This window comes from uncultured Aggregatibacter sp., from assembly GCF_901873365.1.
Classification (GTDB): Bacteria; Pseudomonadota; Gammaproteobacteria; order Enterobacterales; family Pasteurellaceae; genus Aggregatibacter.
The window spans coordinates 1-13,697 of record NZ_CABFLM010000045.1; the positions used below are offsets into that span (position 1 = coordinate 1).

16 protein-coding genes, 2 pseudogenes and 1 riboswitch are annotated in these 13,697 nt (G+C 42.1%); of the genes and pseudogenes, 8 read left to right on the plus strand and 10 right to left on the minus strand.

Annotated elements, in window-relative coordinates; genetic code table 11:
* The first annotated feature begins 71 nt into the window (after positions 1-71).
* Entirely contained in the window at positions 72-404 is a 333-nt protein-coding gene (locus QZ106_RS01965) for a hypothetical protein (protein WP_295973568.1), read from the plus strand.
* Positions 405-478: 74 nt separating this feature from the next.
* Here QZ106_RS01965 and QZ106_RS01970 read toward each other — a convergent pair.
* Positions 479-637 (minus strand): annotated as a pseudogene (locus QZ106_RS01970) (bifunctional indole-3-glycerol phosphate synthase/phosphoribosylanthranilate isomerase); the annotation flags it as partial.
* A 39-nt stretch (positions 638-676) separates the two neighbouring features.
* On the opposite strand from QZ106_RS01970, the pseudogene QZ106_RS01975 reads away from it, so the two are divergent.
* Positions 677-1,329: pseudogene (locus QZ106_RS01975) on the plus strand (IS1595 family transposase).
* A 103-nt stretch (positions 1,330-1,432) separates the two neighbouring features.
* Here QZ106_RS01975 and QZ106_RS01980 read toward each other — a convergent pair.
* The 8 genes from QZ106_RS01980 to yvcK all read right to left on the minus strand — a co-directional run bounded on the left by QZ106_RS01980 (position 1,433) and on the right by yvcK (position 8,616).
* Positions 1,433-1,963, minus strand: coding sequence for a hypothetical protein (locus QZ106_RS01980; protein ID WP_295973571.1), 531 nt, complete (start codon positions 1,961-1,963; stop codon positions 1,433-1,435).
* Between the two features lie 65 nt (positions 1,964-2,028).
* The gene (gene trpCF, locus QZ106_RS01985; RefSeq protein ID WP_295973573.1) at positions 2,029-3,459 is read right to left on the minus strand and encodes a bifunctional indole-3-glycerol-phosphate synthase TrpC/phosphoribosylanthranilate isomerase TrpF; all 1,431 of its coding nucleotides are present in this window, start codon (positions 3,457-3,459) and stop codon (positions 2,029-2,031) included.
* A gap of 34 nt (positions 3,460-3,493) precedes the next feature.
* Positions 3,494-4,495 (minus strand): anthranilate phosphoribosyltransferase, encoded by a 1,002-nt coding sequence (gene trpD, locus QZ106_RS01990; protein WP_295973577.1) that lies wholly within the window; start codon positions 4,493-4,495, stop codon positions 3,494-3,496.
* An 11-nt stretch (positions 4,496-4,506) separates the two neighbouring features.
* A complete protein-coding gene (locus QZ106_RS01995) occupies positions 4,507-4,899 on the minus strand; it encodes a tautomerase family protein (protein WP_005700510.1) in 393 nt (130 codons plus the stop codon).
* Between the two features lie 170 nt (positions 4,900-5,069).
* A complete protein-coding gene (locus QZ106_RS02000; RefSeq protein WP_021615334.1) occupies positions 5,070-5,654 on the minus strand; it encodes an aminodeoxychorismate/anthranilate synthase component II in 585 nt (194 codons plus the stop codon).
* A gap of 10 nt (positions 5,655-5,664) precedes the next feature.
* Positions 5,665-7,212, minus strand: a complete 1,548-nt coding sequence (gene trpE / locus QZ106_RS02005; RefSeq protein ID WP_295973588.1) for an anthranilate synthase component I — start codon at positions 7,210-7,212, stop codon at positions 5,665-5,667.
* A 172-nt stretch (positions 7,213-7,384) separates the two neighbouring features.
* Entirely contained in the window at positions 7,385-7,633 is a 249-nt protein-coding gene (yfaE, locus tag QZ106_RS02010; protein ID WP_295973592.1) for a class I ribonucleotide reductase maintenance protein YfaE, read from the minus strand.
* Between the two features lie 14 nt (positions 7,634-7,647).
* The gene (gene yvcK / locus QZ106_RS02015; RefSeq protein WP_295973595.1) at positions 7,648-8,616 is read right to left on the minus strand and encodes a uridine diphosphate-N-acetylglucosamine-binding protein YvcK; all 969 of its coding nucleotides are present in this window, start codon (positions 8,614-8,616) and stop codon (positions 7,648-7,650) included.
* A gap of 225 nt (positions 8,617-8,841) precedes the next feature.
* Positions 8,842-9,003, plus strand: a riboswitch (molybdenum cofactor riboswitch).
* Between yvcK and moaA the strand changes: the two genes are divergently transcribed.
* The 6 genes from moaA to QZ106_RS02045 all read left to right on the plus strand — a co-directional run bounded on the left by moaA (position 8,992) and on the right by QZ106_RS02045 (position 12,539).
* Positions 8,992-10,005, plus strand: a complete 1,014-nt coding sequence (moaA, locus tag QZ106_RS02020; protein ID WP_295973598.1) for a GTP 3',8-cyclase MoaA — start codon at positions 8,992-8,994, stop codon at positions 10,003-10,005. It overlaps the preceding riboswitch by 12 nt.
* A 53-nt stretch (positions 10,006-10,058) precedes the next feature.
* Complete coding sequence (moaC, locus tag QZ106_RS02025) at positions 10,059-10,541, plus strand: cyclic pyranopterin monophosphate synthase MoaC (RefSeq protein ID WP_295973601.1); 483 nt, start codon at positions 10,059-10,061, stop codon at positions 10,539-10,541.
* Positions 10,541-10,786 (plus strand): molybdopterin synthase sulfur carrier subunit, encoded by a 246-nt coding sequence (gene moaD / locus QZ106_RS02030; protein WP_021615328.1) that lies wholly within the window; start codon positions 10,541-10,543, stop codon positions 10,784-10,786. The genes moaC and moaD overlap by 1 nt, the downstream gene beginning before the upstream one ends.
* The gene (moaE, locus tag QZ106_RS02035) at positions 10,787-11,242 is read left to right on the plus strand and encodes a molybdopterin synthase catalytic subunit MoaE (RefSeq protein ID WP_109103816.1); all 456 of its coding nucleotides are present in this window, start codon (positions 10,787-10,789) and stop codon (positions 11,240-11,242) included.
* 200 nt (positions 11,243-11,442) lie between these two features.
* A complete protein-coding gene (gene sspA, locus QZ106_RS02040; RefSeq protein ID WP_295973606.1) occupies positions 11,443-12,084 on the plus strand; it encodes a stringent starvation protein SspA in 642 nt (213 codons plus the stop codon).
* Positions 12,085-12,095: 11 nt separating this feature from the next.
* Positions 12,096-12,539: a ClpXP protease specificity-enhancing factor gene (locus tag QZ106_RS02045; RefSeq protein ID WP_295973609.1), complete on the plus strand. Its 444-nt coding sequence runs from the start codon at positions 12,096-12,098 to the stop codon at positions 12,537-12,539.
* Between the two features lie 113 nt (positions 12,540-12,652).
* Here the strand turns inward: QZ106_RS02045 and QZ106_RS02050 are convergent, their stop codons facing one another.
* Entirely contained in the window at positions 12,653-13,696 is a 1,044-nt protein-coding gene (locus QZ106_RS02050; protein WP_295973612.1) for an ATP-binding cassette domain-containing protein, read from the minus strand.
* Position 13,697: the final 1 nt, after the last annotated feature.

A 13,697-nucleotide genomic window follows, 5' to 3' on the forward strand; every position in this document is an offset into this window, starting at 1 on the left:
AGCAAGGGGCTTGTGATCTTTTAAAAAAATATAATCTTAACTAAGGCAGAAAAATGCATTTTACAGAAGAAATGAATAAAGAAATTGGCAAGGTTGTTAATGGCTTGAATGGATTATTGATGCTTGCTAAAGCATTTGATTTAAGCTTTTTAACCGATGATCATATCAATTTCGTTGAAAATTTGGTTCTTAAAACGGATCCTGTAATTGATTCGCTTAATGATCAGTTAAACGATAATCTTAATGATACGGAGGTTGAACTTTTTTCTGATGAAGAAGATGAACTTACAGATACTTTAGGTGTTTGGGAAGATCTGAAAGAAGATTTAAATAAATTATCATCCGATTCATCAGTGCAAGATCTCAATGACATTATTGACAAATATGATGAGTATCTTTGGTAGAGTTTAATTAGATTTAACCTGTTTCTAATGTTGGATAGAAACAGGTTTTTTATTCACACGATAGTTTATTGATGCTATAAAATCTTTGCAAAAATCGACCGCACTTTTTCGACGTCTTTCACTCCTGTCGTACTTTCCACGCCTGAATTCAGATCAACGCCGACACAATGTTGTGCCAATGCCGCATTAATATTGTTTGGATTAATACCGCCTGCCAACAGGATTTTATGTTTGGGGCTGACGTAGATTAGCAAGTGCGCTAGTCCATAAAAATGAAGATAACTCATTATAAATTAAAGAAATCTATACAAAATAAGCTCCTTGAGTTTTTTGTATTAGAAGTTACACCCCGAGCAGCGGCTGATTTACTCGGTATCCAAGCCAATTCAGCGATTTTGTTTTACCGAAAAATTCGTGAAGTCATTAGCTATCATTTAGCCCTTGAAGCCGATGAGGTTTTTTATGGTCAAATTGAGCTTGATGAAAGCTATTTTGGAGGTCATCGTAAAGGAAAACGAGGTAGAGGCGCAGCAGGAAAAGTTGCTGTATTCGGTTTGTTAAAGAGACAAGGAAAAGTATTTACGGTGGTGGTAGAAAATACCAAAACAGAGACATTAATGCCTGTTATTGTGAGGAAAATCAAGCCTGATAGCTGGTTTTATACCGATACTTATCGAAGCTATGATGCCTTGATGTGAGCAAATTTCACCACGAACGAATCAATCATTCCGAACTATTTGCGGTGAAACAAAATTACATAAATGGAATAGAAAATTTCTGGAGTCAGGCGAAGAGAATATTCCGAAAATATAATAGCATCGACCGAAAGAACTTTCCTTTATTCTTGAAGGAATGTGAATTTCGGTTTAACTTTGGAGCACCAAAAGAACAGCTTAAAACATTGCGAAAATGGTGTGGTATTTAAGACTAATCTACGTCAGCCCCTATAAAAATAATGAGTGGAAAAGAAAAGCACGCATCAGGCGTGTCGTGCTTTTAGTGTGATGAATGCGATATTTTACCCGCGACTATATTTTATATTCGTCTGGTAATCGATATTTTCTTCCTAGTAGGAAGAGGAAAATCAAAGCGGAAGCACTGTAGATTAACCATAAAATTCCGCCTCTTTCATGCTTTTGCCGTGCTTGTTTTGTGGCCTGTTCAATATAAGCCTCGGAAATATTACGAAAGCAATGTTTTTCCTCGGCATCTAAACAGCTTTTATTTAAGAAAGTATATCTATCTACATGAATGAATTCAATGCTGGATAATTGAAAGTTTCCGGCTTGGGGAAAACCGCAATATTCGACATAGCATCGGTCGTTCATGTTTTTAGTTTGAATATATTGATTTAATTTGCCTGAAATTTTTTCTTTTTCTACTGTCACGTTAACATTGTGATAAATTTTAGTTTCTAGATAATTTTCTAAAGGGACATCATCTTTTACAGCATTGATAAGATCATTGCTTAACATCAATGTGGCCACAACAAAATATATCATCAGTATGCAAGAAAATGGATGAATAAACGTGATAAAAAAATTAAAAAGTTTTTTCATAAAATCTCCTGATTGAGGATGATATGAATTGAAAAGTGGCCCATACTTATTAACGTTTGCCGATTTTATAAAATTGCCTTAAAAATCGACCGCACTTTTTCAGCATCTTTCACACCGGGAGCGCTTTCCACGCCAGAATTTAGATCCACACCGACACAATGTTGTGCTAACGCAGTGTCAATATTATTTGGATTAATACCGCCTGCCAACAGGATTTTATGTTTTAGTTGTGTCGGAATCAATGACCAATTGAAAGTCTCACCGGTACCACCTTGTTGCGCGCCTGACTTGCTATCGAAAACAAAACGATCAATCGCAGAAACGTCGTCAAAAACCACCGCACTTTTATGGGTTACATCCACAGAAATGGCTTTCCAAATACGAATGCTTTCAGGCAATTTGGTGCGAAGTGCGGTGATAAATTCCGCTGTTTCATCGCCATGCAACTGAACAGCATAGAGCTGTAATTGCTGTGCGATTTTCACGATAAAATCAATGTCTTGATTTTGAAACACGCCCACAAAACGAAGTGGGGCGGCCGTCACCAATTCTTGGGCTTGGCGTAAACTGACACAACGTTTGGAATTTTCGACAAAAATCAGCCCGCCGTACAATGCGCCGCTTTCGTAAACGGTTTTTACATCTTGTGCACGGGTTAAACCGCACACTTTGTTTTCGCCGAAAATGACTTCACGCACGGCGTTGTTTAAGTCGGGACTGCCCATTAAACTGCTGCCGATTAAAAAACCGTGAGCAACCTGTTGCAATTCGCGTACTTGTTGATGATGGTAAATGCCTGATTCGCTGATGATTCGCACATCGGCAGGAATGCGGTCGGCATATTGAGTGGTTAATGCCACCACGCGGTTTAAATCCACGCTTAAATCGTGCAAATTACGATTATTTACGCCGATAATTTTCGCCCCTAACGCCAAGGCGCGTTCAAATTCTTCTTCGTTACTGGTTTCGGTCAACACGCCCATGCCAAGAGAATGTGCCAAATCCGCCAAGATGCGATAAGTTTCGTCATTCACCACCGAAAGCATGAGTAAAATCGCGTCGGCTTGGTAAAAACGCGCCAAATAAACCTGATATTCGCTGATCATAAAGTCTTTACACAACACCGGTTGTGTGACAACGTCGCGAACTTGTTTGATATAGGCAAAATCGCCTTGGAAGTATTTTTCATCGGTCAGCACAGAAATCGCATTGGCATAGTTTTTATAGACCCGCGCAATTTCTGTCGGTTTAAATTCACTGCGAATCAATCCCTTGGAAGGCGAGGCTTTTTTACATTCTAAAATGTACGCCGGTTTTTGGTGCGTGCCTTTTGCCAACGCATCATAAAAAGCGCGGTCGGATTTTTGAATGTTTTTTTCAAAATCACTTAATGGAAATTCCGCTTCTTTGTTTTTTACCCATTCGGCTTTATCGAGCACGATTTTTTGTAACACTGTAGCTGTTTCAAGCGGTTTGGAAAAGTCTTGTGTGATCATGTTTATGTCTTATTTTTGAAAACGGATCTTTAAATTAATAGGTCGTCAATTTCTGTAAAGTTTCAAACGGCTTGCCTTGCGCAATCACATCCAATACTCGTTGCGCATTATGTTTAATGTCTTCTTGTCCGAACAGTTTTAGTAAGAGGGCAGTGTTCATGGCAACGGCTTGGTTGTGTTCCGCTTTGCCTTTGCCTTGTAAAAGTGCGGTGATCATTTGCGCATTTTCTGTCGGTTCGCCACCGCGCAAACTTTCCAACGGTTTGACGTGGAAACCAAAATCTTGCGGTGTTAAGGTATAACGTTCAATCTCGCCGTTACGCACTTCCGCCACATCTGTCGCGCCATGAATGGCCACTTCATCTAAGCCACTGCCGTGCACGATAATCGTGTGTTCGTGACCTAATTGAGCAACGGTTTTAGCATAAATATCAATCAGTTCAGGAGAATAAACGCCGAGCAATTGACGTTTTGGACGTGCCGGATTAATAAGCGGACCAAGAATATTAAAGAGTGTTCGAGTTTTTAGGGCTTGGCGTACCGGTACAACATATTTGAAGCCCGGATGATATTGCTGTGCAAACAAGAAGCAGATGCCGATGTCATCCAATGCTTGGCGGGCTTGTTCTGGCGACATGGCAATATTGACGCCAAGTGCGGTTAATAAATCGCTTGAACCGGTTTTACTGGAAACGCTACGGTTGCCATGTTTCGCTACTTTGGCACCACAAGCGGCTGCGACGATAGCGGACGCCGTAGAAATATTGATGGTATTGGCGCCGTCACCGCCTGTGCCGACGATGTCAGCAAAGGGGTAATCGGGTGTGGGAAACGGTTTGGCATTTTTAACGGCGGCTAATACGGCACCGTTGACTTCATCGATGGTTTCGCCACGCACTTTGAGTGCCACTAACATGGCGGCGATTTGTTCGTTGCTTAATTCACCCAACATGATGGCGTTAAATAAGGCTTCGCTTTCCGCGGCGGTTAAGGTTTGTGCACCATAAAGTTTTTCTAATAGAGTTTGGTTTTCCATCATACTTGTCCTTATTTATTAATATCGTAATCCAAATCGCGTGCTTCATCACCAGTCATGCCACGGAAGCCCCAACAATGCGCAGGTTGTTCTTTGATGGTGATTTCCACGTCAAATGGGCTAATACCTAGTTTGTATTCAAATTCGCTGAACAACATTTTGATTAAACGTTTTTTAGTTTGTTCTAAACGACCCTGCATTAAATTGATTTCAATCACCATGTAATTGTCGGTGCGGTTTGTGGTATGCGGGTAGTAAAAATCATCGTCTTCCAAACAAATAAAACGAAGCGCGTGCTTGCCTTTGGCAACATCTAAACCGAGTTCCAGGCAGTTATAAATCACCTCCGCTACAGCAGATTTGCGCGGGGAAAGGGTACGTTTTAAGCCATATACTGTGATCATGTTTTGTCCTTTTTTATTTAAAATCTCCCTCTTTAGAAAAGAGGAACTGGGGAGATTGGAAAAATATTGTTATTGAATAAAAATCAAATGAAATTTATTAACTTACTCTGTTTTATGACGACTGCCAAATCTCCCCTAACCCCTCTTTGCTAAAGAGGGGAAGTGGTATATTAATTCCGTTTCAACAACCATTCCACCGATTGCGCCAATAACTGAGCCCCTTGTACCGTTAAAATGGATTCGGGATGAAATTGGAAGCTACAAATGGGCAAAGTGCGGTGGCGAATTGCCATGTTTATGCCATGATAAGAAGCGTTCGGAATCAATTCATCGGGTAAATTAATGCCCATGAGGGAATGATAGCGTGCGACCGGCATTGGGTTAGTCAAACCTTTGAACATGGCTTCATTGTCGTGTTCAATGCGGGACACTTTGCCGTGCAAAATTTCACCCGCATGAACGACTTTACCACCAAAGGCCTCGATTAACGCTTGATGCCCCAAACAAATGCCCAACATCGGTACTTTGCCGATTAAGCGCTTAATCAACGGAATCATATTACCCGCTTCATCCGGCGTGCCCGGCCCGGGGGAGAGGGCAAGAATCGTATCCGGCTGCGCCAAGGCGTTTTTTTCTAAAATCGCTAAATCGCAATCGTTGCGGTAAATATGAACCTGATGTCCCAATCCGCGAAATTGATCCACCAAATTGTAAGTAAAGGAATCAAAGTTATCTAAAAATAAAATGGTTGCCATGATGTCACTCCTATTGATTCGCTTTCTTATTGGTTTGTACGATGGCGTTGATGACCGCGCGCGCTTTGTGACGGGTTTCGTCGGCTTCCATTTGCAGGTCGGAATCCAACACCATACCACAACCGGCTTGCACATGGGCAATGCCGTTTTGCACGAAGGCAGAGCGAATCACAATACAGGTGTCAAAATTGCCATCAGATTGTAAATAGCCCACGGCACCGCCGTAACTGTGGCGTTTTTGTTGTTCAAATTGATAAATTAACTGCATGGCTTTAATTTTCGGCGCGCCGGTTAGCGTCCCCATGTTCATGCAGGCTTGATAAGCGTGTAATGCATCCAGTTCAGGGCGAAGTTTACCTACAACGCGAGAGACAAGGTGCATAATGTGCGAATAACGATCTACTTGCATTAAATCTTTTACATGGCGGGTTTTACTTTCGCACACGCGGGCGATGTCGTTACGCGCTAAATCCACCAACATCAAATGTTCCGCCTGTTCTTTATGATCCAAACGCAATTCCAGTTCCAAACGGGAATCTAATTCGGGATCGATATTGCCGTCAGCATCAAAGCCGCGCGGACGGGAACCGGCAATCGGATAGATCTCCAACTGACGGGTAGTTTGCGAATATTTCAAGGCACTTTCCGGTGAAGCACCGAACAGAGTGAAATCCTCGTCTTGAATAAAGAACATATACGGGCTTGGGTTGTTCTGTTTTAACTGACGATAAGTCGCCAACGTGTTCGGGCATTCAAGGGAGAAACGACGGGACGGCACGATTTGGAACACGTCGCCGCAATAAATATGTTGCTTCAGGCGTTCAATAATTTTCTTGAATTTATCATCATCTAAATTAATGGCAACCTCGGTAGAAGCCGGTTTGAGGCTCAAGTGCGGTCGAATTTCCAAGAGTTTTTTGGCAATCTCTTGGGCGTTCTGCTGCAGTGTCGCCAACGCATTTTGTGCAAAACAAAAGGTTTGTAATTCCGCTTGTTGCAATTGATGGTCGATCACCAGTAATTGTTCCGCTAAATAAAAGCAATAATCCGGGCAGGTAATGCCATCATCTTGCAAGGTGATATTTTCCATCGGAATAAAATTTGCCACTAGGTCATAGGCGAATAATCCACCTAAAAAAACAGGTAACGAGCTTGCCTGATAAAGTTTGGTGAAACAACGCAATCCGTCGAAAATGCTGTGCGCCAATAATTTGCTGTCTTCGTCTGCATTATTGTCGACAGGCTTGAATTCCACTTGCAGTTCGGTGCTTGTTTGGGATGTTACGTTTATCTGTGCCGAGAGCTTTTGCGCAATTAACGGTAACACTGCGGCACCGTTGTCGGTCAACGCATGAAAAGTGACGCTTTGCCCCAAACAGGAAATTTTCATGGCCGCATTAACGAGTAATAAACTTTTCAGACTGTTTTTGCTGGAAATTTCGGCAGATTCTAACAGTAGCGTATTCGGTTTGTTTTCACATAAGGTGGCGAAAATAGCGGTAGGGTCGCTGTGATAAGGTACGTTTTGCGTAAAAGTTTGAATAAAAGCAGATGACATTCTCATTTCCTTAAAACATAAAATCAAGTTGCACTATTAAACTAGTACAAAAATTAAAAGTCAAGGAGAAATCGATTTTTTGTTAAGGAATCGGTTCACGGTGCGTTTAAAAAGGAGAGGGAACATTCTTCCAAAGATAGAATTGAAAAGTGCGGTGGATTTTGGCGGTATTTTATAAATCGATTTCTAAATCTTCTTCTACGTGACAGCAACAAAGCAAGATTTCATCTTCCAACAAAAAGGCAAGGGGCGGCTCTTTGTAGGAAACCCGACCTTTTTTTAATTTAACCCGACAAGCGCCACAATAACCGCTGCGGCATTGATATTCGTGCTGAATGCCGAGCTGTTCTAACCGCGCCAGTAAGGGAAGACGATTATCGTGCTCAATAATTTGTTGGCGTCGTAATAAATGGATTTTCATTGTTGCGTGGGAGGTTACATTTCGGCAAGTGCGTGCATAACGTCATCTTCTTGCGGTTTGAACAACATCCCTAATAACTCATCAATAGCAGAGCAGAGGAGGGTGCGATCATGACGATAAGAGATGTCATCGGCATTCAGGCGACCGGCAATAATACGGCAATTCAGTTGTTCATTGAGTTGAGTATCGGTAGGCACAATAGCACCATCAATGATCGGTTGACCGACGATTTCATGGATCCATTGAATGCGATCGGTGAGTGAAAGGCTTGAGGCAGGGCCAAGTTCCGTACCTAAATTATCAATAAAGATCTTTTTGGCTTCGCTTTGTCTAAGCTGTTCGGCGATTTCCGGTAAGAGAATCGGCGGTATGATACTGGTGAGGAAACTGCCGGGGCCGAATAAAATGACTTCCGCGTCCCGTAAAGCTTGAATCGCCTCCGGTGTGGCTGTGGCATAAGGTACTAAAAAGAGGGATTTAGGGAGTTCGGTTAAGCTATCAACGCTGACTTCACCGACAACACTACTGCCGCCGTTTAATACGGCAGCGAGATGAATAGGTTGCTCTGACATCGGGAAGATAAAGGATTTTACATGCAACAAATCGCGAATAAGATTCACGGCTTCCGTCGGGCGAATATGCATATCTTCTAAGGCTTTGAGCATGAGATTGCCGAGGTTATGTCCTGCTAATTCGCCGTTACCACCAAAACGATATTCAAATAATGCGGAGGCAGTACTGGGTTCGGTAATGATTTGATTTAAGCAGTTACGTAAGTCACCCCAGGCAATGCCGCCGTGTTCCATGCGAATTCGCCCAGTTGATCCACCGTTGTCGGTGGTGGTCACAATCGCGGAGAGTCGTTCTTTCATAAAACTCAGCGCAGACATGACGCGACCTAATCCATGCCCGCCACCAATTGCGACAATTTTTTTGATTCGGTTGAGATTTTCGTGTTGTTGATAGCCTTTAAAATCTGCCATGTTACATCCTTACATTTTTTCGTGCGCAATTATAACCTGCTTTGAAAGAGAGTACAGTTCGCTAATTATTATTGGGTATGAGAATCGCTGTTTTAGGGTGTTTTATTAACGCTATATAAATGTATGCATAATTGATTTTAAAGAATTTTATGAATTTATAGCCTAGATCAAATTAATTGATTGCTTTTGTTTTCGTGAATCTTTTACAATGCAACAAAATTTATTTATCGCATATAACTCCGAGCTTACTCACCTACGTTTTGCGCGCAATATGTTGAACACAAAATAGGGTGGTAATGCCAATAATACGAAGTCGGTATTATTCAGGGATACGTTGGAAACGATTTATCCTCTCCGTTTTTAGAAAGGTGTCAAATGCAAACCATTCCAATCAAAAATGTTGGCGCGGCTCAACTCGTTGATTCGTTCCAGCGTGAATACTATTATTTGCGACTGTCGATTACCGATATGTGTAACTTTCGTTGCAATTATTGCCTACCTGACGGTTATCAGCCTGAACCTAATAAGCCGAGTTTTTTAACCTTGGACGAAATTCGTCGCTTGGTCAGTAGCTTTGCGCTGATGGGAACGGAAAAAGTCCGTATTACCGGTGGCGAACCGACCTTACGTAAAGACTTCCTGCCAATTGTCGAAAGCATTCGTGGCATTGACGGTATCAAACAAATCGCACTGACTACAAACGGTTTTCGGTTGCTTAAAGATGTCGCTGCTTGGAAACAAGCCGGCGTGACGTCTATTAACGTTAGTGTGGATAGCCTAGATGCAAGAATGTTCCAGCGCATTACCGGTGTCGATAAGTTTGATGACATTATGCGTGGTATTGATCGCGCTTTTGAATGCGGCTATCAAAAAGTCAAAGTCAATTCTGTCTTGATGAAAGATTTGAATGATAAAGACTTTTCCGGTTTCTTGGCATGGATTAAAAATAAACCGATTCAAATGCGTTTCATTGAGTTGATGCAAACCGGTGAAATGAATTCTTTCTTCCAAAAACACCATTTATCGGGACAGATTTTAGAACAGAAACTCTTGCAAGACGGCTGGCAATTGCAGATAAAAAATCGTTCTGATGGCCCGGCAAAAGTTTTCCGTCACCCGGATTATATGGGTGAAATCGGCTTAATCATGCCTTATGAGAAAAATTTCTGCGCCAGCTGTAACCGTTTGAGAGTTTCTGCCAAAGGGAAATTGCATCTTTGCTTATTTGGTGAAGAAGGCATTGATTTGCGTGATTTGTTACAATCCGATGAGCAACAAATGCTTTTACAATCAAGAATTTTTTCTGCGTTACAAGGTAAGCGTGAACACCATTATCTGCATGTTGGCGATAGCGGTGTGCGTAATCATTTAGCCAGTATCGGTGGTTAATTTACGCCGAGACTGAAAAACATTCGGAAAACCAACCGCACTTTTAAATTATCATGACCACATTTACTCACATTAATGCGAATGGCGAGGCGAATATGGTGGATGTTTCCGCCAAAGCCGACACGGTTCGCGAGGCGCGTGCTGAAGCCTATATTCGTATGGCGCCGGAAACCTTACAAATGATCCTCTCCGGACAACACCACAAAGGCGATGTTTTCGCTACTGCTCGTATTGCCGGTATTCAAGCCGCAAAACGCACTTGGGAACTGATTCCGCTGTGTCATCCGCTTTTACTTTCAAAAGTCGAAGTGAGTTTGACCGCACTTCCTGAAACCCATCAAGTACGCATTGAAAGCCTGTGCAAATTAAGCGGTAAAACCGGTGTAGAAATGGAAGCCTTAACGGCTGCAAGCGTTACTGCATTAACCATTTACGATATGTGTAAAGCAGTGCAAAAAGACATGGTGATTGAAACGGTACGTCTGCTTGAAAAGAGCGGTGGAAAATCCGGGCATTTTATTGCGGAGGAGAAATAATGTTACGCGTTTTATTTTTTGCTCAAACTCGAGAATTAATCGGTTTGGATGCCATTGAAGTGAATGAAAATTTCGCCACGGCAGAAGCATTACGTCAACACCTTGCGGCGAAAGGCGATAAATGGGCGTTGGCATTGCAATCGGATAAACTTTTGGTGGCCATCAATCAAACCTTAATGCCGTTAGAAAGTGCGGTCAAAAATGGTGATGAAATTGCGTTTTTCCCACCGGTGACCGGGGGCTAAATGAACGATATTCAAATTTCCGTGCAAGAGCAGACGTTCGACCAAAATGCCGTTTATCGTTGGTTGAGCGAAGAAAATTCGGTTGGTGCTACGGTAATGTTTGTGGGCAAAGTGCGTGATATGAACCTAGGGGATGAAGTCAGTAGTTTGTATTTGGAACATTACCCGGCGATGACCCATAAAGCCTTGATGGATATTGCTCAACAGGCAAAAGCGCGGTGGGATTTACAAAAGATTTCCATTATTCATCGTGTAGGTGAATTGAATACCGGTGATGAAATTGTGTTGGTGGGAACAGCTTCTGCGCATCGTGGCGATGCTTATCACGCCAATGAATTTATTATGGATTATTTGAAAACCAAAGCGCCTTTTTGGAAAAAAGAACAAACCGAAAAAGGGGAGCGTTGGATTGAAGGCCGCGACAGTGATTATGCGGCTGCCGATAAGTGGAAATAATCCTTTCTTATCGTTTAGAAAGAACGTTAAAAATATCCGTTTCGTTACTGAAGCGGATATTTTTTATGGCGATAAAGCTAAAATCCGGCTTTTTCTTGGAAAAAGCCACTTGCTTTGTGATAGAATAAACGACCGCTTTTCTTGGTATGGCAAGAGACCAACCGAATATTTTTCTTATTTTTGAGTCGTCGGAGGAATAGATGACAAGTTCTGCAAATAAACGTTCTGTAATGACGCTATTTTCAAATAAAACCGATATTTATTGTCACCAAGTACGTATTGTGTTGGCTGAGAAAGGCGTCGCTTATGAAACGGAAATTGTAGATCCGCAAGCCTTGCCGGAAGATTTAATGGAACTCAATCCGTACGGTACTGTGCCTACGCTAGTTGATCGTGATTTAGTGCTGTTTAATTCTCGCATTATCATGGAATATTTGGACGAGCGTTTCCCACATCCGCCATTAATGCCGGTTTATCCGGTGGCTCGCGGAAAAAGCCGCTTGTTGATGTTACGTATTGAGCAAGATTGGTATCCAACGTTAGAAACTGCACAAAATGCCGCATCCGAAGCTGAACGAGCACAAGCATTAAAACAACTCAAAGAAGAAATTCTGGCGATTGCACCGATCTTTAGTCAAAATACCTATTTTATGAACGATGAATTTAGTCTTATCGATTGTTATGTCGCGCCGTTATTGTGGCGTATGCAAGAATTGGGTGTGGAATTTAGCGGTGCCGGTAGCAAGGCTGTGAAAAGCTATATGTCCCGTGTATTTACGCGTGATTCTTTCTTGCAATCCGTAGGCGAATTAGCGCCGAAAAACTTAATGGATGAAAAATAATAGGCGGCTAAATGGAATATAAATCATCCCCGAAACGTCCTTATTTATTAAGAGCTTATTACGATTGGTTAGTCGATAATGATTTCACACCGTATTTGGTGGTTGATGCCACTTATTGGGGCGTGAAAGTGCCGGTAGAGTATGTCAAAGATGGACAAATTGTGTTGAATTTGTCTGCCAATGCCACCGGAAATTTACAGTTAACCAATGATTTTATTCAATTTAGTGCTCGTTTTCGTGGCGTGCCGCAGGATATTTACATTCCAATGGGAGCAGCATTGGCAATTTATGCGCGTGAGAATGGCGATGGCGTGATGTTTGAGCCGGAAGAAGTTTATGATGATCATCCGGAGCAAACAGAAGAACAGCCTATTGGATTTGAGAAAGCTGTCGATAAAACGGATAAACCGAAAAAGGCGGAGAAATCCACATCTCACTTACGTATTGTGAAATAGTGGCTCGATCATCAGATTAAAAAACTTTGAAAAAAGATACCGCACTTAGGTACCTTTTTTTTTGTGGCTGGAACATTTAAAGTGCGGTGGATTTTAACGCCTTTTTTATGGCATTAAAAGTTCTCCTCCGCTAACACAAACCAGCCAATAGGTCGCAACTTAACAAAATACTCTGGCTGATTTGGTATGTAATCATTCGGATTTAAATGCACCAATAATGGAAACCCATGCCATCGCACCTGAATTTCCCAATAATTTCCCATAGAAATCGCCGATTGCACATCACAACGTTCCGCAGGTTCGCCTGTTAACTCTAATAACACGCCTTCCGGTCGAATACCGAGTAAATAATTTCCATCCTGTGGTAGCTCATTCGATTCAATCGATAAGGGATTTTCTGCCAAAACATAGTTTCCGTTTTTTACCGTCACCGGAAAGAAAGACACCTCACCCATGAAGTTTGCCGTAAAACGAGAGGTTGGATGATGATAGAGCGTATTCGGCAAACCAATCTGTTCGACTTTTCCTTGGTTCATCACCACTACTGCATCGGAAATAGCAAAGGCTTCTGTTTGATCGTGGGTCACATAGAGCACCGTAATACCGAGTTTTTGTTGTAAATGGCGAATCATCTCACGCATCGTGCGACGCAAGTTGGTATCCAAATTACTTAACGGCTCATCAAATAATAAAATTTGTGGCGCAATTACCAATGCCCGCGCCAAGGCGACACGTTGTTGTTGTCCACCGGAAAGTTGTTCAATACGGCGATGTTCAAAACCCTCGAGCTCCACCATTTTTAATGCTTGACTGACTTTTTCGGTGATGTCGAAGGAATAGCTTTCCTGCATTTTCAAACCAAATGCTACATTTTCTCCGACGGTTAAATGTGGGAAAAGCGCATAGGATTGAAACACAATGCCGACACCACGCTGTTGTGGCGGCAGACGGCTGATATCCTTTCCGTCATATAAAATTTGCCCTTGATCGAGATCTTCCAATCCAGCAATGAGACGCAGAATGGTGGTTTTGCCACAACCTGAGGCGCCCAACAAGGTCGTAAATTTGCCTTTTTCAAAAGAAAGATTGAAATCTTGCAATACCTTGGTTGAACCAAAAGATTTATAAACCTGTTTTAATTCAATATGTTGTGTCATG